Annotated in this window: 19 protein-coding genes, 2 tRNA genes and 1 rRNA gene; 16 read left to right on the top strand and 6 right to left on the bottom strand. The window is 53.2% G+C overall.

Annotated features, from left to right (window positions below; all coding sequences use genetic code 11):
- Positions 1-142 (bottom strand): 16S ribosomal RNA (locus GKC03_09160); the annotation flags it as partial.
- 295 nt (positions 143-437) lie between these two features.
- The gene (locus tag GKC03_09155; protein ID NYT12693.1) at positions 438-719 is read right to left on the bottom strand and encodes a hypothetical protein; all 282 of its coding nucleotides are present in this window, start codon (positions 717-719) and stop codon (positions 438-440) included.
- 146 nt (positions 720-865) lie between these two features.
- Here GKC03_09155 and GKC03_09150 point away from each other — a divergent pair.
- From GKC03_09150 to GKC03_09135, 4 genes are all read left to right on the top strand, one after another.
- Positions 866-949: transfer RNA gene (locus tag GKC03_09150), tRNA-Ser, on the top strand.
- A gap of 158 nt (positions 950-1,107) precedes the next feature.
- On the top strand, positions 1,108-1,560 hold the full coding sequence (locus GKC03_09145; protein NYT12692.1) for a flavodoxin family protein: 453 nt from the start codon (positions 1,108-1,110) through the stop codon (positions 1,558-1,560).
- Between the two features lie 128 nt (positions 1,561-1,688).
- Complete coding sequence (locus GKC03_09140; protein ID NYT12691.1) at positions 1,689-2,702, top strand: ATP-binding cassette domain-containing protein; 1,014 nt, start codon at positions 1,689-1,691, stop codon at positions 2,700-2,702.
- Positions 2,703-2,704: 2 nt separating this feature from the next.
- Positions 2,705-3,490 (top strand): ABC transporter permease, encoded by a 786-nt coding sequence (locus GKC03_09135; protein ID NYT12690.1) that lies wholly within the window; start codon positions 2,705-2,707, stop codon positions 3,488-3,490.
- A gap of 29 nt (positions 3,491-3,519) precedes the next feature.
- Here GKC03_09135 and GKC03_09130 read toward each other — a convergent pair whose 3' ends face one another.
- Positions 3,520-5,139, bottom strand: coding sequence for a sodium:solute symporter family protein (locus GKC03_09130; protein NYT12689.1), 1,620 nt, complete (start codon positions 5,137-5,139; stop codon positions 3,520-3,522).
- Positions 5,140-5,671: 532 nt separating this feature from the next.
- Here GKC03_09130 and GKC03_09125 point away from each other — a divergent pair.
- Together GKC03_09125 and GKC03_09120 are read left to right on the top strand one after the other, a co-directional pair.
- Positions 5,672-6,916: a tRNA (N(6)-L-threonylcarbamoyladenosine(37)-C(2))-methylthiotransferase gene (locus tag GKC03_09125; GenBank protein ID NYT12688.1), complete on the top strand. Its 1,245-nt coding sequence runs from the start codon at positions 5,672-5,674 to the stop codon at positions 6,914-6,916.
- Between the two features lie 49 nt (positions 6,917-6,965).
- Positions 6,966-7,038, top strand: a tRNA-Gln gene (locus GKC03_09120).
- A 5-nt stretch (positions 7,039-7,043) separates the two neighbouring features.
- Here the strand turns inward: GKC03_09120 and GKC03_09115 are convergent.
- Positions 7,044-7,478 carry a VOC family protein gene (locus GKC03_09115; protein ID NYT12687.1) on the bottom strand — a complete coding sequence of 145 codons (435 nt, stop codon included), beginning with the start codon at positions 7,476-7,478 and terminating at the stop codon, positions 7,044-7,046.
- A gap of 86 nt (positions 7,479-7,564) precedes the next feature.
- Between GKC03_09115 and GKC03_09110 the strand changes: the two genes are divergently transcribed.
- Together GKC03_09110 and GKC03_09105 are read left to right on the top strand one after the other, a co-directional pair.
- Entirely contained in the window at positions 7,565-9,157 is a 1,593-nt protein-coding gene (locus tag GKC03_09110; GenBank protein NYT12686.1) for an MFS transporter, read from the top strand.
- Positions 9,158-9,200: 43 nt separating this feature from the next.
- The gene (locus GKC03_09105; protein ID NYT12685.1) at positions 9,201-9,428 is read left to right on the top strand and encodes a hypothetical protein; all 228 of its coding nucleotides are present in this window, start codon (positions 9,201-9,203) and stop codon (positions 9,426-9,428) included.
- Here GKC03_09105 and tgtA read toward each other — a convergent pair whose 3' ends face one another.
- Positions 9,429-11,351, bottom strand: a complete 1,923-nt coding sequence (gene tgtA / locus GKC03_09100; protein ID NYT12684.1) for a tRNA guanosine(15) transglycosylase TgtA — start codon at positions 11,349-11,351, stop codon at positions 9,429-9,431.
- 69 nt (positions 11,352-11,420) lie between these two features.
- On the opposite strand from tgtA, the gene GKC03_09095 reads away from it, so the two are divergent.
- Together GKC03_09095 and GKC03_09090 are read left to right on the top strand one after the other, a co-directional pair.
- The gene (locus GKC03_09095) at positions 11,421-11,774 is read left to right on the top strand and encodes a peptidyl-tRNA hydrolase (GenBank protein NYT12683.1); all 354 of its coding nucleotides are present in this window, start codon (positions 11,421-11,423) and stop codon (positions 11,772-11,774) included.
- Positions 11,775-12,347, top strand: a complete 573-nt coding sequence (locus tag GKC03_09090; GenBank protein ID NYT12682.1) for a DUF99 family protein — start codon at positions 11,775-11,777, stop codon at positions 12,345-12,347.
- Here the strand turns inward: GKC03_09090 and GKC03_09085 are convergent.
- Positions 12,286-13,029 carry a hypothetical protein gene (locus GKC03_09085; GenBank protein NYT12681.1) on the bottom strand — a complete coding sequence of 248 codons (744 nt, stop codon included), beginning with the start codon at positions 13,027-13,029 and terminating at the stop codon, positions 12,286-12,288. The two genes, GKC03_09090 and GKC03_09085, sit on opposite strands and share 62 nt — an antisense overlap.
- A gap of 280 nt (positions 13,030-13,309) precedes the next feature.
- On the opposite strand from GKC03_09085, the gene GKC03_09080 reads away from it, so the two are divergent.
- The 6 genes from GKC03_09080 to GKC03_09055 all read left to right on the top strand — a co-directional run.
- The gene (locus tag GKC03_09080; GenBank protein ID NYT12680.1) at positions 13,310-13,738 is read left to right on the top strand and encodes a 30S ribosomal protein S12; all 429 of its coding nucleotides are present in this window, start codon (positions 13,310-13,312) and stop codon (positions 13,736-13,738) included.
- 2 nt (positions 13,739-13,740) lie between these two features.
- A complete protein-coding gene (locus GKC03_09075) occupies positions 13,741-14,361 on the top strand; it encodes a 30S ribosomal protein S7 (GenBank protein ID NYT12679.1) in 621 nt (206 codons plus the stop codon).
- 16 nt (positions 14,362-14,377) lie between these two features.
- A complete protein-coding gene (locus tag GKC03_09070) occupies positions 14,378-16,576 on the top strand; it encodes an elongation factor EF-2 (protein NYT12678.1) in 2,199 nt (732 codons plus the stop codon).
- Between the two features lie 71 nt (positions 16,577-16,647).
- Entirely contained in the window at positions 16,648-17,922 is a 1,275-nt protein-coding gene (tuf, locus tag GKC03_09065) for a translation elongation factor EF-1 subunit alpha (GenBank protein NYT12677.1), read from the top strand.
- Positions 17,923-17,963: 41 nt separating this feature from the next.
- A complete protein-coding gene (locus GKC03_09060; GenBank protein ID NYT12676.1) occupies positions 17,964-18,275 on the top strand; it encodes a 30S ribosomal protein S10 in 312 nt (103 codons plus the stop codon).
- 112 nt (positions 18,276-18,387) lie between these two features.
- The coding region (locus GKC03_09055) for a dihydroxy-acid dehydratase (protein NYT12675.1) at positions 18,388-19,130 on the top strand (743 nt) is incomplete at its 3' end.

The raw sequence follows: 19,130 nt of genomic DNA, 5'->3' as shown, positions 1-19,130 counted from the left end.
TTTCCCGAGGTTATCCCCCACCTAAGGGCATGTTATCCACGTGTTACTGAGCAGTCTGCCGAGTCCCGAAGACTCTCGACTCGCATGTCTTAATCGGATTCCAATAGCGGTGGCCGCCGGCAGGATCAACCGGAATCGATCCGCAGGCGGTCATCAATTGATGATCGCTGAGATGGTTGAATTAGCGGTATAGCCAAGTTTCACCATGGTTATCGCATTATGCAATAACATAGCACATCGAACGTCAGAACCAAGAGAACACGCCTATGACGGAGATCTTGGTTCTCCATGAATGTACGCAGCCTTGGATTCGAATCCATCACAGAAGGCCTTCCAGCCTCTCTCTGGCCCGATACGCGACTGCGTCGGTGAAAGCACCTTAACATCGATGCCATATATATGTGTTTCGGGATGCGTGGGCACTCTCTTCCTATAACTCAAACTATCAAGCATCCCTCTATATTAGGGTTTCTGTGGTCCCCGAAAGTAGGGGGAATCCAGAGTATTTCTGGAACCGTTCCATCATAACTTCTTTTATAACAATTGGTAACTGATATCGATTTTGATACTTGGATTGGAAAAGGTTTATCTATGAATGCAGTTAAGAAAATAGAAACATAGACGGTACAAGACCCCCGTTGTGCCAAGAACCATCGGCAGAATACAGCGGCTTTCCTCAATAGGGGGCGCATTGCCATGGTTTCCCTCCTCCTCTTCAAGAGGTGCGCCCCCTAGATTCTTTATCCATTCCGACGATTCACTGGACATGTTCGATGAACATCAACATCTCATTATGTGACGACCGCTCGGCTGCGGACTTCGGGAGAAAAGGTTAAGAATATAATTCCCTTTCTCAACTCCCTGAGCGGAGATGGCCCAGCTAGGTAAGGCGATGGATTGCTAATCCATTGTCCGCAAGGACTCGGGGGTTCAAATCCCCCTCTCCGCGCTTCTATCCTACAATTATGCGCGGTATATATTGGACGATCTTCGTAACTCGTTCATCAAGAGTATTTCTGTTTCTTCATCAAGACCCTAATAGCCGCATTTTCGGGACCGTTTCCAAATAGTAATGATTATGGGGTAATAATTCCCTTTATTTCCACCATGGCAAAGATCTCTATTACGTATCTCTCTAAGTACGGGAACGGCAAGATGGCAATGGAGCGTCTGAAAGACCTCCTTTTGCGAGATGGACACGATGTGTCGACCTATTCTGTCACCGATATCAACCCTGATAAGATACCAGATTCTGATCTTTACGTCTTCTCCACCTCGGTGCACGCGGGGAAGCCCCCAGGCAAGATGAGAAAGTTCGTTGGTAAATTATCCAGAGATGGAGGGAAGTATGCGCTAGTGATAACCCATCTTCCCCAGCCTAAGGAAAAGCCCCAATGGAAAAAGACGGAGGGAATAATGAACGATGCCCTTCAATCGGCAGGGTTGACCCCAACCTCTGAATGCTTTTCTTTAGAGGTCAAAGGCATAAAGGGGCCGCTCGAGGACGGTTGGGAAGGGAAGATCAAGGACCTAGCCGAATCAATTTCCAACACCCTATGAGGTTGTTCTTAGGCTTGAGTCAGCTCCTTGATTCCAAGCCCATATCCTGTCGATGTCTTTTATAAGCCCCGGGCTACAATAGAAATTATGATTCTAAGTGGTCAAAGGGGCGCTTGATATTGGACAATATCATTTCGGTGGACGGCTTGGTAAAAAGGTTCGAACCTGACATCACTGCCGTCGATGACATATCATTCCATGTTCTAAGAGGGGAGATATTCGGCTTTCTCGGGCCAAATGGAGCTGGGAAGAGCACCACGATCAAGATTCTAACCACACTTCTCAAGAAGACCTCTGGTAAGGTGATAGTAGATGGTTTGGACCTTGATGGCATGGAGAGGGATATTCGAAATGTCATAGGATATGCCTCCCAGGAAATCGGCGTGGACGATGATCTTACCGCTCGGGAGAATTTAAAACTCCAGTGCAGGTTCTATCATGTTCCCAAGCAGGAGATCGATGGGCGAGTTAATGAGATCTTGGAAACGGTTGGGTTGATAGAGGCTGCCGATAGAAAGGCAGGCACGTACTCCGGGGGGATGAAGAAACGGCTTGATCTCGCAACTTCTTTGGTTTCGATGCCAAAACTGCTATTTCTCGACGAACCAACGACCGGCCTGGACCCCCAGAACAGAAAGGCCATCTGGGACTACATCGAGAAGTTGAACCGGGGTGGAATGACCATTTTCCTGACAACACAATACATGGAAGAGGCCGATCATCTCGCCAATCGTCTGTCCATAATCGACCAGGGGAAGATCGTTGCTGAAGGAACACCGTCAGACCTCAAAGCCCAGATAGGTGCGGATCTCATCGAGGTCAAGTTGAAGGATGAGATGACAGAGGAGATCAGGGATGGTGCGATCGAAGTCATCGAAAAGATACCTGGGGTCAAGGAGGTCCAGGAATGCGAGATAGAGATGATAGACTGCAACAAGGTCCTTATTATCTTTGGAGATAACGGTGGGATTCTGGTACCGCAGATAGTGAGAGCACTTGACGGCGTGAATCTGAATATAGACCACCTCACGCTTTCGCCTCCTTCATTAGATGATGTCTTTTTGAAATTCACTGGAAGGAAGCTGAAGGTGGAAGAGGTGAAACCGCCCACCAGGAGAATGAGAAGGAGGGGAAGGAGATGAATATGATGTACTTGCCGGGAGAGATCATCAGCGTTTTCAACAGATGGATGATCAAGACCAAGCGTCAACCTTTGGCTATATTCTTCTCGCTGGTCCAGCCCATAATCTGGTTCTTCCTTTTCACGGAGGCGTTCGCGGCCATCGGTCAGATTCCCAACTTCGAGCAGATCACGGGAACCGATAACTACAAGACCTTCTTCACCGCCGCCATCGTCATCCAGACGGTAATGGCGTCCGCCCTCCAGTCCGGGATTGGAATGGTAGATGACATGGAGAGCGGTTATCTGGACAAGATGAAAGTGGCACCCATATCAAGGTCGTCCATCCTCATCGGGAAGGTGCTGAGCGACGCGGTCCGCATCATGATCCAGACATTCATCATCCTTCTCCTGGCCGTGTCGGTAGGTGTTTCAATTGTCACCAGCGTCCCCGGTGCAATCATGATCCTTATCATCGCCGCGGCATTTGGGATAGCCTGGTCTGGCCTTTCCACTTTCGTCGCTCTCACCACGAAGAACTCAGAAACGACCCTCACCATCGGGCTGATCACAACATTCCCGCTGCTTTTCCTATCCACCGCGGTCATGCCAAAAGCCCTGCTCCCGTCCTGGGTTCAGAGCTTCTCCGAGATCAATCCAATCAGCTACGTGGCTGATGCGACGCGATCCCTTATCATAAATGGATGGGACTGGGCAGTTCTTGGAGAGGGATTCCTAGTGATACTGATAGTAGGGGTGATCACACTCTCGGCCACCACATTGATGTTCAGGAGATCAATCTCTGGCTGAGTTGAAAGAAAAAGGGATGTGGTTTCTGATCAGCCCTCTGTGTTGGGGATCCCGATCTCCTCGCCCAGCAGGCACATTCTCTTGTCCAGGTACCAGACAACAGTGAGGGCGATCATTGATATCGGGAGCGCGATGATCAGAGGATCGATCACTTGCCAGGGCATCAGGAGCAGGGTGTCCACCCCGAATAGCGCCCGGCATATGCCTAGGGCCGCTGACTCCTTCACATGCACGAACACTGTCCACATGAACCAGGCGCTTGCTCCGACCAGTAGGCTGGCGATCGCCGCCTTCGTGGATGGGTTCCGCGAGTAGAGAGCGTGGGTCAGTGCCGGCAGGAAAGCTGAAACGCACAATCCCATGAACATCACCGTGGCCCGGGCAATGATGCTGATAGGCATGATGTAGGCCAGTGCCACGCTCACCACTATCATGGCCATTGTCCCGATCTGGCTGGGCTTGAACGAAAGCCTCATGTGCTCGGTCTCCCTGTTGTTGGCTCCCATGAGTTTCTCCCTGAGGTTCCCCCAGAGGTCGTACCCCATGGAGGTGCCCATGGTATGGAAGAGCGAGCTTAGCGTGGACATGGCCGCCGCCAGAAGTGCGAGCATGAATACCACCACGAACCACTCAGGAAGAGCTTCGTTGATGAACAGCGGTATGATCGAGTCGACATTCCCTCCTGCGGCTTCCAATGCGGTGATCCCGCTGGTCTGGTAGAAGTAGACATTGCTGAGCGCCCCGGCCGTGAAAGCCACTGCGGTCATGATGAGAACGAATGGTCCTCCCACCATGATCGCTCTGTTCAGCGACCTGTTGTCCTTGACGGTCATGAAGCGGACCACCAGCTGCGGCTGCGCGAGCACGCCAATGCCCACACCTAGTACGAGGGTTGTGATGAGAGTGAACCAGATGGACGAGCCCAGCTCGGGCATGGAGGTCCATCCCGTCATACCGGCCGCAGCCAACGCCTCTGGTACAAGATCTGCCATGGAGCTCAGCTCATGGTTCGCAGGTCCCACTCCTCCCAGGAGAACGTAGGTAAGGACGATCAGGGCGGTCATACCTATCAGCATGATCCCTCCCTGCAGTGCGTCGGTGTACATCACGGCGATGAGTCCTCCCATAACCACATAGGCGGCGACAATGATTGCAAAGCCCACCAGTGCAAGGTCGTACTGGATTGCGAGCGTGGTCTCGATGAATCTCGCTCCCCCGATGAGAATGGCGGCGGTGTACAAGGGCATACCTGCCAGGATCATGGTTGCAATAGCTGACTGAACGAACTTTGACTTGTATTTCTTACCAAGCAGATCAGGAAAGGTGACCGCTTTCACCTGGTTCCCGACCTCTCTGGTTTTCTTCCCGTAGATGATGAAGGCGATCAGTATCCCGACTCCTATACAGAGCACCGTCAGCCATATCAGACCCATGCCAAGCTGTCCAGCGACACCGCCGAATCCCACTATAGCCGAGGTGCTGATGAACGTCGCCCCGTAAGAGAGGGCAAGCACTATGGGGTGTATCCTTCGACCGCATACCATGTAGTCCTCAGCCCTCCTAGTCTTCTTGTACCCCAGGTAGCCGAGATAGAAGGTGATGGCTATGTACACCAGTGTGATGGTCCCAAAGAGAACGGTGTCAACCATCCTCCACACCTTCCTTGTTCCAATTCAGGACGCCATATATGGCGCAGACGATCGCAAGTGCGATTGATAGTCCGTAACCTATGATGATCTGTGTGTCCTCTATTCCTAACATCTCTTTACCTCCTTTTCAAAACGAGTGAAATCAGAGTGAAAGAACCCGTGCCAGCAGCTCATCGAATTAGATGAAAGTTACCGCTGCGCTTCTCTGGTGAACAGTGAAGTGCTTTTCGGCACGGGAAGGGGCGGATGCTCTTAGAGCAGACTAAAACCGAACCTGCAATCAGAGTCGTAGCTGGTCATTCGATAGCTAGCACCGTTCTCCGATGTGCGGGTCATGCCTCGGGGTAAATCATCTGAGGTAGATAAATCTAATGTTTGGAAGAAAAGAGCCCTCAAAATTACTGACAATCGAATGATAGGATACTAGTTCAAAGCTATTAGTCCGTTGAAGGAAAATCATGATCAGAGCCTCAAGATTCAATTGGTGCCGTATTTGGGTAGCCTCTTTATACGGGAACTCTCTTGAAGGCTCGTGAAGGTCGTCGTTGAGGCCTATGGATGCACCATGAGCATGGGTGAGGGAGAGCGCTTCAAGCGTGAGCTTGCCTCACTGGGTCACGAAGTAGTTGACCGAGCGGACGAAGCGGATCTGGCTGTTATCAACACCTGCACCGTCATTCAGGCCACGGAGAACCGGATGGTCTCAAGGATTGGGGCTCTATCGAACTCGGGGAAGAAACTGGTCGTGGCCGGATGCCTGGCCGCCGTTCAGGCCCAGAGGATCGATGAGGTTGCACCGCAAGCCGTGATTCTTCCATTCTCCGACTATGCTGACTTCAAGACAATCATTGAGAAGCACTTCGGCAGGGGCGATGGATGCCTCACACCTGTGGATGGAGGGGTAATTGGAATATTGCCCATAGCTCAAGGATGCCTGGGAGGGTGCAACTACTGCATCACAAGGATAGCAAGGGGGCACCTTCGCAGCCTTCGCCACGCTGAGTTGCTGGGGCAAACCAAGGTGATGATTCAGAACGGCACAAAGGAGCTTCAGATCACTGGTCAGGACACTGCCGCTTATGGGAGGGACATCGGAACCGACCTTTCTGAGCTCGTCTCGTCCCTTTCCTCGATACCGGGTGACTTCAAGATAAGGGTGGGGATGATGAACCCGGATACCTTGATCAAGATTGTTGAACGATACATACCTGCCTGGAACAATCCCAAGGTATTCAAGTTCCTCCACCTTCCCGTGCAAAGTGGAAGCAACACGCTCCTGAAGAGCATGGGGAGGAGATATACCGTTCAGGATTTCCGAGCCCTCGTCGACTCCTTTAGGGGATCCTTACCAAGGATGACCCTTTCCACGGATGTTATCGTGGGGTTCCCAGGCGAGAGCGATGACGATCACCTCCTGACGAGGGAACTCCTTGAGAGCGTGAAACCCGACATCGTCAACATAACAAGATTCTCTCCACGACCCGGCACTGAGGCATTCTCCATGGATCATAAGGTACCGGGCTGGAAGGCGAAGGATCGCTCGAGGGAGCTGACCAAGCTCAGGTTCGAGATCGCTGAGGAGATCAACAAATCGTTGATCGGGGAAAAGGAGGTCATCCTCGTCGTAGAGAAAGGGAAAAAAGGTTCAGTTATCGGCAGGACCGACTCCTACAAACCAGTCGTGGTGAAAGGGGAATTCCCCCTTGGAGAATATTTAATGGTGGAGATCACCGAAGCTGCGCCTACGCATCTGTACGGCGATCTGGTTCAGTCCTAGATTTACCGGTACGATTGTTATATATGAGTACAATTATCCGGTTCATCATAGCCCCGTAGTGTAGCGGTCAATCATGCCGGCCTTTGGAGCCGGCGACGGCAGTTCAAATCTGCCCGGGGCTACTTTCTTACAGCCATTGCATTATCTCGAGCGGCAGGCCATCAGGATCGGCGAATACCGCCCTCTTGAGCCCCTTCTTAATGTTGACATCAATCCTGGAACTGGTCATTGTCAAGTGCTCGCTATTGAGCACATGAGGCTCCTCCAGGACCTTCACTCCCATTCCCTTTATCCTCTCGTAATCGGCATCGAAATCGGTCACTGCAACGCAGAGGTGCTTGAAACCGGGCATTGCCGGGTCGTCCACGAAATCCTTCGTGCCGTCCAGCTCTAACAGCTCCAACACTCCCCCTGACTTCTCCATGAACGAGATCCGCTTTATCCCTGGGAGTTTGGAGTCGAACCTCAGTATCTCCCCGAAGCCAAGCGCCTTACCGTAGAAATCCATCGATTTCTCAAGATCCGACACCACTATAGCCAGATGGTCAATCTTGTCTATCATAATATTCTCCTCGGCTAATTAATGTATATCGACAGTAATAATCCTATGGCCTTCCAAGCCCCATATTCCAATAATCGTATTATATGATGAACTCAAAATATTCCAATACGATTATCGATTCAATTAGGAGGCGCTATTTGGCCAAGGGGGATAGATCTGGTTTCCGTTGGGGAGTTCTCGTCATAGTATGCCTTGCGATTTTCATTCTCGTCATCGACACTACGATGATGAATGTCTCGATATCGGCGCTGGTTGTGGATCTGAATACCGATATCAGCGTGATCCAGGCCATCATCGCGATTTACGCCCTCATCATGGCATCCCTGATCCTTCTTGGAGGCAAGCTGGGGGACGTCGTTGGCCGAAGGAAAGCATTCACCATCGGTCTGGTTATCTACACCATAGGAACGGCCACGGCGGCGCTCAGCATCAACGCCCTGATGCTCCTGATCGGCTGGGCCATCCTGGAGGGAATAGGCGCGGCGTTGATGCTTCCCGCGACAGCCACTTTCATTACCGACAGCTACAAGGGAAAGGAACGTGCCGTCGCATTCGGTATGTGGGGAGGGATAGCCGCCGCCGGCGCTGCCTTTGGCCCCATAATCGGCGGATTCCTGACTACATTCTACACCTGGAGGCTTGCCTTCGGTCTGGAAGTGGTGATCGCGATCGTCATTCTGGTCCTACTGCGTTGGCTCCCATTGTCTAGGCCGACAATAAAGTGGAAGGACCTCGATGCGGTGGGTGCGGTGATGTCCTTCACCGGCCTTTTCCTGATAGTCTTGGGCATTCTCCAACTTCAATCCTACGAGACCTGGCTCCTGGTCCCAATTCTTATGATCGCAGGGGGCTTGATCATGTTGCTCTTCCTGCTCTGGCAGAAGAGGAGGATCGCGAGAGGCCTGGTCCCACTCACCGACATCAGCCTTCTGAAGCTCAGGACCTTCAACTACGGCAACATCGTGGGTATCATCCAGAATCTCACACTGGCAGGTTTCCTGTTCATAATTCCGGTGTTCATGCAGTCAGTTCTCGATCTCGACGCCTTCACCACCGGGCTGATAATCCTACCCACTTCCTTGACCGTTTTCATATTCTCTGTGGGAGCGACCAGACTTTCATCAATCATACATCCCAAGTACCTGGTCCTGATCGGAATAGCAATCTCGATGTTAGGATCCATGATGCTCAGGGATGAGTTCCATTTCCAGGTGGATTTCATCGATCTACTGCCCGGATTCCTCGTCTTCGGAACGGGTCTCGGCCTCCTGCTCTCTCAAATCACCAATATCACCCTATCCGCCGCAGGACCGGAGCAGCAGAGCGACGCCTCGGGACTGGTGAATACCGCCAAGCAGCTCGGGACGTCGCTGGGCACCGCCTTTATCGGAGTGGTCCTGATCATAGCGGTGTTCTCCTCGATCGTGAATGGTGTGATCGACACAGGTTTGGTACCCGAGGATCAAGAGGACGAGGTTGCGGAGAAGATCCTGGAGTGGTTCGAGAAGCTGGAGCAGGGAGAAGAACCCGACATCCCCGATGACCTCAAGCCTTACCTCTACGAGATAACCAATAATTCTGCCAGGCAGGGCATGCGCATCTCCTTCGATACGATCACCGTAATGTTGGGGATCGCCTTCGTCGCCGCAATCCTCATCCCCCGCTCAATGAAGGAATGACGAACCAGGAAGCTTAATAATACCCGGTGATCATTGCCAGGGAGTGAGCGTCGATTGCCTGATCCATATAGAATACGGGGATGAGAGTACTGCCGAGATCGTCCTGAGAGCGATCGAGCAGGACAATGCTGGCTACGCCAAGGCATGGAGGGAAGCCGATGCAATCATTCTTGAAGCAAGTGCCAAGAGCGAGTCCTCCATGCTTCACACCCTGGAAGACCTTCTATCATGCGTCAAGGTCGCAGGGGAGATGGTCCAGCAGTCAAGATGATCAGATCTTGATGCCTTCTCTCACCTTCACGGCAATACCCTTTTCGAATGCGATCATCTCTTCCCTAACCAATATCGCACGTCCTATAGCAACCAGGTCATCCGACTGATCGACAACCATGACCTCGTCCATTGGGACTATCCCAGGATCACAGTCGATGACGAACTTGCAGAACGTGTTCTTCCCCTCCCGGTTGAAGGGCACTGCATCGTCCTCAACCACCACCCTCATCCTAGGATAAGGAAAATACTTCATCAGCCTTTTTGCTCCTGGTGGCCTCAGGGTAAACAGGCCGTCCGAGGCCCGCATCGAGAGAACGTGCTCGCCATCCACAAACACATTCCTGATCTTTCCCGTTGTCCTGGATTTAAGGAAGGTAGTTTCCCCGTTCATAATTGCTTCCGATGCTCCTGAACCGAACTGGTATTCTATGACCGTTCGTGTCCTCGCGAGGTCCAATTCCGGTATATCGGGACTTCCGCTTCCCAATCCCGCGCAGTTGCATTCGATGACTTCATCGAACTTCTTTCTGACCTTCAACATCATCTCATTCGAGAGCTCTTCTGTCTCTCTATCGACAATTGTGGGAAACAGAGACTGCGCTACAGGGTAAGTCTCATCCATTTCGATTGGGACCGGACCCAACGGAGACCGCACAACGATCTGCGTATCTTCCCCATACTCCCGGATGATCAGCTCGGTGCACGACCTGTTGTAAGGCTTGCTGGTCTCTTCCACCTCGATGAGCTTTTTGCTTCCGAATTGGAATGCATTGCCCAGCCTCCTACGGTATCTAGAGAATGCGGGCCTGGAAACGCTCTCTGAGCCGGTGTAGAACAGCGCTCCCTCCCTGCTCAGGGGCTCGAACCTCTCCAGATATCCAGAGTGGAGGGGAAGCCTCCTTAGTCCGTCAAGGAGTGCGGGATGGGCCCTGCAACGCCTCTCCACTAGCTCCCAGATGTCTCCCTCTAGTATGGCCCTTCTGACCCTATCCAGCTCCATCTTGGATGCCCACAGGTTGTGTTCAGCGATGGTCCTTACTCGTTTCTCTTCATCCAGTGATTTGAGGGTTCTGATGTCGTGATTGTGACAGGCGGGACACTGACAATTGAGCTCCTTCATGTCCTTGAGGTGGAAGGTCCCCTCGACCGTCATGAAGCGACCATCTCGTGCGAATTTGGCGTATGAGGCGGAGTCGAACATGTCGCATCCAAGTAGGGCGGCTAGGGCGAAGACCATAGGGTGCCCGGCTCCGAAAAGATGGACGGGCCGGCTGGGATCTAGCCCTTTCTTCGAGGCCACAATGACATCCACAAGGTCGGAGTACCTGTAGCCCTCCATGAGCGGTACCACACCTCCTATAGGGTGAATGTCCACCCCCATTGAGGCCATGCTCCTTGCGCACCTCTCCCTGAGATCGGGGAATACCGATCCCTGCACCACACCTGCCAACATCATCTCGCCCTTCAGTTGCGAGGCCTCCTCGGTACGTGACAATGTCGTGTCGACCGCCTCTGATGTCTCATCGTATCCCCAGTATGGCTCGGTGAAAATGTCCAGGACTGTGCCTATGTCCGACCCAATGTCCCTCTGGAAGGAGACGATCTCCTGGTTGGAGACCTCCACCTCGCCGTACATGTGGGACTGGAAGGTGCCGCTGTCAGTCATGATGGCCCCTTTGAAGCCCAGCAAAGAGTGCAGTCCTTCGGAGAGCGCCCGCTCGCGGAGGTTCTCGCTGTTCCTTATGATATATGAATTGGTGATGATGGCCTCGAATCCGTAGGCTTCCCGTAGGCGACTCGGCTCGATTGTTATGAGCCGAGGGTTGATCACCGGAAGCAGTGCGGGGGTTCTGACCGTCCCGTGAGGGGTGGTCAGCTTACCAACCCTCGCCAGTCCGTCCCGGGAAAGGACCTCGAACATGCTCTGAGCAACAACGGCGAAGTTATTAAGTCTTTTATCCGGATGTATGGGCGAGCTTCGATGAAGAACATGGAGTACAAGATGGTCATAGCGGTCAGGACTGACCTCAAGCTCTCACCAGGGAAGATGGCTGCCCAGGTGGCCCACGCTGCCGTTAACTGCTCCTTCGCCGCAAAGAAGAAGCACCCCATCTGGTACAGGAAATGGTACGGGGAGGGTCAGAAGAAAGTGGTCGTAAAGGTGGCCAGCCTCCAGGAGCTCATGGAACTAAAGATGGCCTCGGAACACTCCGGCATTACCTGTTCCCTGATCATAGACGCGGGGCACACAGAGCTTCCACCCGGAACCACGACATGCCTCGGGATCGGGCCTGCGCCGGAAGAACTGGTGGACAGGGTCACCGGAGAACTGAAGCTGATGTAGATGAAACCCCATGTCCGCGTCCTCGGCATCGATGATTCTCCCTTTCATTTCGATGACGATCGTGCCTTGGTAGTGGGCGTGGTAGTGCGTCTCCCTTCCTACGTCGAAGGGGTCATGAGGACCTGGTGCGAGGTGGACGGTACCGACGCCAACGATGTGCTCTCCGAGATGGTTCTTAAATCAAGGTTCCGGGAACAGATCAAGTTGGCGATGGTGGATGGCATTGCCCTTGGAGGATTCAATGTAATCGATATCTCTGACCTCCATGAGAGGACCAATGTGCCCTTCGCTACGATTACCCGGGACCCTCCAGATATGCATGGTATGGAGATCGCCCTCAGGTCCCACTTCTCAGACTGGGAGAAGCGTATTGCCACGATACAAAGGCATCCGCTCAGAGAGGTAAGAACCGATTATAAATCGATCCACGTTGCCCAGGTTGGAATACCAGCTGGAGAGGCAGAAAATTTGATCCGAAGGAGCACGGTCAAGGGGGTGCTACCCGAGCCCCTCAGGATTGCCCATCTGATAGCGACTGCGATGGAGATGGGCGAGTCGCGGGGACGGGCCTAGGTTCGCCATCAATGAACTCCCTTATCTTACCGAAGAGCTCCTTATTCTCGTCGTTGATGTTCTCGACCGTGATCTCCGTTGCCTTGCCTCCGATAGGGAAGATCTTTATGATGAGGCCGCTCTCATCCAGAGCCACCCTCCAACGGCGGTCTCCGGGATACTTCTTGTAATGGATTTCCATCTCAGAAAGGAAGGACATGATCTTGTTCTCCATGAACCTCGGGTCCTTCTTGAAATGCTTCTTCTCCATGGAAAGGAACTTATCCCTATACTTCGCGTTATAAGCCATTAGGACAATTAGGGAGATGACCAGACTGCCGATGATGCCGAGAGTGAGAGGCTGGTCGGGTTGCAGCCCCTCGAACACCGATATCATCGAGACGGAGAATATGGAAACGGCCACGATGTAGATCATTCCCATCAGTGATGTCACGAAACGAATTGGCAGTGTGTTCTTGGACCATATCGTGTAATGCAGCTTGTGTATCCTAACAGCAGGCACTATCATGAGAAGTGCGACAACTACCGCTAGCAAGAAGAAGAACTCGAAGAACTCCCTGAACATCACGAAGGAGAAAAGCATGACCGCGAGGATAGCCGGGACCACCGCGGCGAGCACGTATTCCATCATGCTCTGGGTTCGCTCAAGTTTGATGCTTGACTCGATAGTCTCATCTACCATTATCCCATCCCTTATCCTGATACAAAGAGGTTCCACTATTAATTCATTATTGATGCCTTTCAGGAACAAGGATTGATGACCAATCTCTCTCTAGGAAGTGAGCTTTATCTCCATGAGCGACCTTCTCTCGTTCGATGGGTTCTTAGGAGGGCAACATATTAATACGAGTCCTCATTAGGTGAACCCGGGTATGGGGGTGCTGAATGTCAACTCCAAAACCCTCAACGCTTAAATACGGGTAGAGTATTAGCCCGAATTCGAATATAGAGAGGTGTAGCCATTGGCAAGAGGTCTTTTCACCGCCAGGAAGCTCAAGCAGGGCCGGCAAAAGGCTCGATGGAGTGATAGAGCTTATAAGAGGCGGATGCTCAAGCTTAAGGAGAAGTCCGACCCGCTGGAGGGGGCGGCTCAGGCCAGGGGCATCGTGCTTGAGAAGGTCGGGATCGAGGCAAAGCAGCCCAACTCGGCAATCAGAAAGTGCGTCAAGGTCCAGCTCATCAAGAATGGTCGCCAGATCACAGCCTTCGCGGTAGGTGACGGCGCTATCAATTTCATAGACGAGCACGACGAGGTCCTGGTCGAGGGTATTGGTGGAAGGATGGGTCGTTCTTACGGTGATATCCCAGGGGTCAGATACAAGGTGATACAGGTAAACAACGTTTCCCTTAATGAGATGGTAAGAGGACGGAAGGAGAAGCCTGTGAGGTGATGATGATGACCGAGGAAGGTACTGCACAGGTGGAGCAAGTGGTGGAGGAGTCCTCCTTCTCCAATGTCTTGCTCTTTGACAAGTACGATCTCAATGAGGTCGTAATCAAGGACGGTGGACTGGCAAAGTACATCGACCTCAGGCCGACTTCCATTCCCGTTTCCGGAGGGAAGCACGCAAACAAGTGGTTCGGAAAGTCCAAGATGAGCATCGTGGAGAGGCTCATCAACAACATGATGCGAACCGGAGATTACACCGGTAAGAAAGGCAAGTCCTATCAGGTTGTGAAGGATTCCTTTGAGATCATACAACAGAGGGCTAAGAAGAATCCCGTTCAGGCTCTTGTGGAGGCATTGGAGAACGCTGCTCCCAGGGAAGAGGTCACCAGGCTTCAGTTCGGTGGCATATCCGTCCCCAAGGCGGTGGACATCGCCCCATCCCGCAGGCTTGACATAGCTCTGAGGAATATATGCAGGGGAGCGGTTAAATCCACATATAAAAACAAGAAGACAATCGCCACCTGTCTCGCAGAGGAGATCATTCTCGCTTCCCGCGGTGACATGAACAGTTTCTCCGTCTCCAAGAAAGAAGAGATCGAAAGGGTATCTGGCTCTGCACGCTGATTGAGACGGTGTTTTTATGGGACGAAAGGAAGACAATATTCGTAAGGCTCAAGCACTGATGCATAAGCCAGAATTCATCAGGAACATCGGGACCGCGGCCCACATAGACCACGGAAAGACAACTCTCAGCGACAATTTGATCGCTGGCGCGGGAATGATGTCCGAGGAACTCGCGGGCAAGCAGCTGCTTCTTGATTACGACGAGCAGGAGCAGGCCCGAGGAATCACGATCAACGCCGCGAACGCATCAATGGTGCATGATTTCGGCGGTAAGGAATATCTCATCAATCTCATCGATACCCCCGGCCACGTGGACTTCGGTGGGGACGTTACCAGGGCAATGAGGGCCCTGGATGGTGTCATCATCCTGGTCTGCGCAGTCGAGGGCGTCATGCCCCAGACCGAGACAGTCATAAGGCAGGCGATCAAGGAGAGGGTCAAGCCAATCCTTTTCATCAACAAGGTGGACCGCCTCATCAACGAGCTGAAGGTCACACCTCAGCAGATGCAGGAACAGTTCGTCAAGATCATCACGGATGTCAACAAGCGCATCCAGAACCTATTGCCGCCCGAACTCAAGAAGGAGTGGGCTCTGAATGTTGAGGAAGGGAAGGTCGCGTTCGGCTCAGCGTACCACAACTGGGCCATCAGTGTTCCCTATATGAAGAGGAGCGGGATCAGCTTCAACGATGTCTACGACTACTGCAAGAACGAGAATCAAAAGGCTCTTGCCAAGAAATCTCCCCTTCACGAAGTCGTTCTGGAAATGGTCATCAAGCACATCGAAGATCCCATTTCTGCTCAGAAGATCCGTATCCCTACCATATGGAAGGGCGACCTCGAATCAAAGATCGGCAGTTCGATGTACAACTGCAATCCCGATGGTCCAGTAGCATATATGGTAACCAAAATTATCATGGATCCCCACGCAGGTGAGGTGGCTGTCGGCCGTCTTTTCTCAGGAACCATCAAGAAAGGCCAGGAGATGCAGGTCGTCGGCATGCCCAACACAAACCGCGTGCAGACCGTATCACTTTCCGTAGGAGCGGACAGAGTGACCGTCGAGGAGCTTGTCGCCGGTAACATCGTCGCTGTCACGGGACTCAAGGACGCCATTTCAGGTTCCACGATTTCCAATGACAAGGATATGGAACCCTTCGAGCGCATCGTTCACTTCAGCGAGCCCGTGGTCACAGTGTCCATCGAGGCCAAGCACATGAAGGACCTTCCCAAGCTAGTGGAGGTCCTCAGGTCAGTGGCCAAGGCGGACCCATCCATCGTGGTGGAGATCAACCAAGAAACTGGAGAACACCTGATGTCGGGAATGGGCGAGCTACACCTGGAGATCACCAACTACAGGATCGTCCACGAGCACGGAATCGATATCAAGGCGAGTCCTCCCATCGTGGTTTACAGAGAGGCGGTCAAAAAGAAGGCCGGTCCCTTCGAGGGCAAATCACCTAACAAGCACAACCGCTTCTACATCGAGGTCGAGCCCCTTGAGCCCGCCATAGTGAAGGCGATCAAGGAAGGCGATATCTCCGTGGAAGGGAAGATCAAGGATCCCAAGGGTCTTGCCAGGCAGCTCCAGGATCTAGGCATGAGCAAGGATGAGGCAAAGTCCATTGTCTCGTTCAAAGATACCAATGTGTTCCTGGATGTGACCAAGGGTATCCAGTACCTGCATGAGACCATCGAGCTGTGCAAGCAGGCCTTCGAGGAGGCCATGACCCTGGGGCCGTTGGCCCAAGAGAAGGTCATGGGCGTGAAGGTAAGGCTGGTCGATGCCAAGCTCCATGAGGACACGATCCACCGTGGACCTGCACAGGTCATCCCCGCTGTCAGGAGTGCGATATACGGAGCGATGTGCGAGGCAAGCAGGACACTCATGGAGCCCATCCAGAAGGTATTTATCAATGTCCCGCAGGATCAGATGGGCGACGCCACCCGCGAGTTGCAGTCTCGGAGGTCCACCATAGAGGACATGACCCAGGAAGGAGACCACGCGGTCATCGTGGCAAAGGCCCCCGTGGCAGAGATGTTCGGGTTCGCCTCGGCTATCAGGAGCGCGACACAGGGTCGAGCTCTTTGGTCCACGGAGAACTCTGGATTCGTATATTTGCCAAACGAACTGCAGGAAAAGGTCGTGGCCGAGATAAGGACCAGAAAGGGTCTGAAGCCAGAGCCCTACGACGCTGCGTACTACTCCGCATGAGCCGGAAAACGATTAAATAATAAGAATAGTATGGAGACGCTAGTTGCATTTAAAAACTTGGAGGCTATGATATGGCTGCTGAGAAACCTCACATGAACCTCGTGGTCATTGGCCATGTCGATCACGGCAAGTCCACAACCGTGGGCAGGCTGCTGCTCGACAGCGGTCACATTGAACCCTACCTCATCGAGAAGTACAGAAAAATGGCTGAGGAGAAGGGAAAGGCCACTTTCGAGTTCGCATGGGTCATGGACAGCTTGAAGGAGGAGCGTGAACGTGGGCTGACCATCGATGTCGCCCACAAGCGATTCGATACCGAGAAGTATTACTTTACCGTCATTGACGCTCCCGGTCACCGTGACTTCGTTAAGAATATGATCACTGGCACAAGCCAGGCAGATGCCGCTGTGCTCGTTGTATCCGCCGTCGAGGGTCCCCAGGCCCAGACCAGGGAGCACATCTTCCTGGCAAGGACTCTGGGTGTTCCCCAGCTGATCGTGGACATCAACAAGATGGATGCCCTTGAGGACAAGTACGACGAAGGTCGTTTCAACAAGGTTAAGACCGACGTCACCGCTCTGCTGAAGACCGTCGGTTACAAGGTGGATGAAGTACCGATCATCCCGACCAGCGCGTTCAAGGGCGACAATGTCATGAACAGGTCCGAGAACATGCCCTGGTACAAGGGACCCACCCTGTTCGAGTCCCTGAACAACCTCAAGGAGCCCCCGAAGTCCACCGAACTGCCCCTTAGGCTACCAATTCAGGATGTTTACACCATCACCGGTATCGGCACCGTCCCCGTGGGCCGTGTCGAATGCGGAGTGCTCAAGCCCGATATGAAGGTCGTCTTCCAGCCGTCCGACAAGGTCGGCGAGGTCAAGAGCATAGAGATGCACCACGAGACCCTTCCCCAGGCGCTTCCCGGCGACAATGTCGGATTCAATGTCAGGGGAGTCGCGAAGAACGACATCCGAAGGGGCGATGTTGCGGGTCCAGTCGACAACCCACCGAGCGTGGCCAAGACGTTCACCGCTCAGATCATGGTGCTGAACCACCCCTCGGTCATTACCGTTGGGTACACCCCGGTGTTCCACTGCCACACGGCACAGGTTGCCTGCCAGTTCATCGAGCTGCAGAAGAAACTCGACCCCAGGACCGGAGCGGTCAAGGAAGAGAACCCGCAGTTCCTGAAGACTGGTGATGCCGCGATCGTCAAGGTCATGCCGACCAGGCCGATGGTCATCGAGATAGCGAAGGAATTCCCCCAGTTGGGCCGCTTCGCCATCCGAGACATGGGTCAGACAGTCGCCGCAGGCATGTGCATCGACGTGGAGAAGAAGTAAACCCCTTACCCACCTTTCTTCCATTTTAGAGGGTCACAATTATGTCACAGAGAGCAAGGATCTCACTGAGCGGAACCGAACCAAAGAAGGTCGACATGGTCTGCAACCAGATCAAGGCCATCTCCCAGAGGACTGGGGTGGCGATCAGGGGACCCATTCCACTTCCAACGAAGAGGCTGGTCGTCCCATGCAGGAAGTCACCTGACGGGGAGGGCTGCGAGACTTGGGACCGCTGGGAGATGCGGATCCACAAACGCCTCATCGATCTGGACGCTGATGAGAGAGCGCTGAGGCAGCTGATGAGGATCCAGGTCCCAGACGGTGTCAACATCGAGATCGTGCTTCGTTCCTAAGCCGATCCGATAATCTTTTACTTCTTCAATCTTAAATTGTTCCAGTGAAACCCTGTTTTGTCCACGGCAAATCTTTTCAAAGGGAGCTTCATATTACGCCAGAGAGGATAACATGCGCAGCGACATGGTCAAGGACGGCATCTACAAGGCCCCCAGCAGAAGTCTGTTCAGGGGCACTGGTCTTTGCGATGAGGATTTCGAAAAGCCATTTGTAGGGATAGCCAACTCCTGGAATGAGATCATTCCGGGTCACATTCACCTGGATCGCCTAGTGGAAGAGATAAAGAAGGGCATCTCAGAGGCTGGAGGGGTTCCATTCACCTTCGGTGTACCGGGCATATGCGACGGTATCGCCATGGGACACGAGGGCATGAGGTACGCCCTCACTTCGAGAGAGACTATCGCCGATTGCGTCGAGCTCATGGCCCAGGCCCACTGGTTCGATGGTTGGGTGGGGGTGACAAACTGCGACAAGATCACCCCGGGAATGCTGATGGCCGCCGGTCGGCTAGACATTCCCGCCATCATGATCACCGGAGGGCCCATGGAGTCGGGTAAGCTCGATGGGGGGAAGATCGACGTGCAGTCCGTGTTCGAGGTGCTGGGCGAGTATAATGCGGGAAAGGCCACCGCCGATGATGTGCTGAGGGTCGAGTGTGCGGCCTGCCCAGGAGAAGGATCCTGCTCGGGGCTGTTCACCGCCAACACCATGGCCTGCTTGACCGAGGTCATGGGAATGAGCCTCACCGGATGCGGGTCAATGCTCGCAACCGATAAGAGAAAGAGAGATCTCGCCCGCGCTACAGGACGGCGCATCGTGCAGCTCATCAAGGAAGGGGGTACTCCACGTCAGAT

Source organism: Methanomassiliicoccales archaeon, assembly GCA_013415695.1.
Classification (GTDB): Archaea; Thermoplasmatota; Thermoplasmata; order Methanomassiliicoccales; family JAAEEP01; genus JAAEEP01.
This window is presented reverse-complemented; position numbering and strand designations above follow the sequence as displayed.

Excerpts from the sequence above, each read along its gene's own strand:
- GKC03_09145 (NYT12692.1), top strand. The coding sequence starts at position 1,108 with ATGGCAAAGATCTCTATTACGTATCTCTCTAAGTACGGGAACGGCAAG.
- GKC03_09135 (NYT12690.1), top strand. The coding sequence starts at position 2,705 with ATGATGTACTTGCCGGGAGAGATCATCAGCGTTTTCAACAGATGGATG.
- GKC03_09130 (NYT12689.1), bottom strand. The coding sequence starts at position 5,139 with ATGGTTGACACCGTTCTCTTTGGGACCATCACACTGGTGTACATAGCC.
- GKC03_09115 (NYT12687.1), bottom strand. The coding sequence starts at position 7,478 with ATGATAGACAAGATTGACCATCTGGCTATAGTGGTGTCGGATCTTGAG.
- GKC03_09110 (NYT12686.1), top strand. The coding sequence starts at position 7,565 with ATGAACTCAAAATATTCCAATACGATTATCGATTCAATTAGGAGGCGC.
- tgtA (NYT12684.1), bottom strand. The coding sequence starts at position 11,351 with ATGTTCGAGGTCCTTTCCCGGGACGGACTGGCGAGGGTTGGTAAGCTG.
- GKC03_09095 (NYT12683.1), top strand. The coding sequence starts at position 11,421 with ATGGAGTACAAGATGGTCATAGCGGTCAGGACTGACCTCAAGCTCTCA.
- GKC03_09090 (NYT12682.1), top strand. The coding sequence starts at position 11,775 with ATGAAACCCCATGTCCGCGTCCTCGGCATCGATGATTCTCCCTTTCAT.
- GKC03_09085 (NYT12681.1), bottom strand. The coding sequence starts at position 13,029 with ATGGTAGATGAGACTATCGAGTCAAGCATCAAACTTGAGCGAACCCAG.
- GKC03_09075 (NYT12679.1), top strand. The coding sequence starts at position 13,741 with ATGATGACCGAGGAAGGTACTGCACAGGTGGAGCAAGTGGTGGAGGAG.
- GKC03_09070 (NYT12678.1), top strand. The coding sequence starts at position 14,378 with ATGGGACGAAAGGAAGACAATATTCGTAAGGCTCAAGCACTGATGCAT.
- tuf (NYT12677.1), top strand. The coding sequence starts at position 16,648 with ATGGCTGCTGAGAAACCTCACATGAACCTCGTGGTCATTGGCCATGTC.
- GKC03_09060 (NYT12676.1), top strand. The coding sequence starts at position 17,964 with ATGTCACAGAGAGCAAGGATCTCACTGAGCGGAACCGAACCAAAGAAG.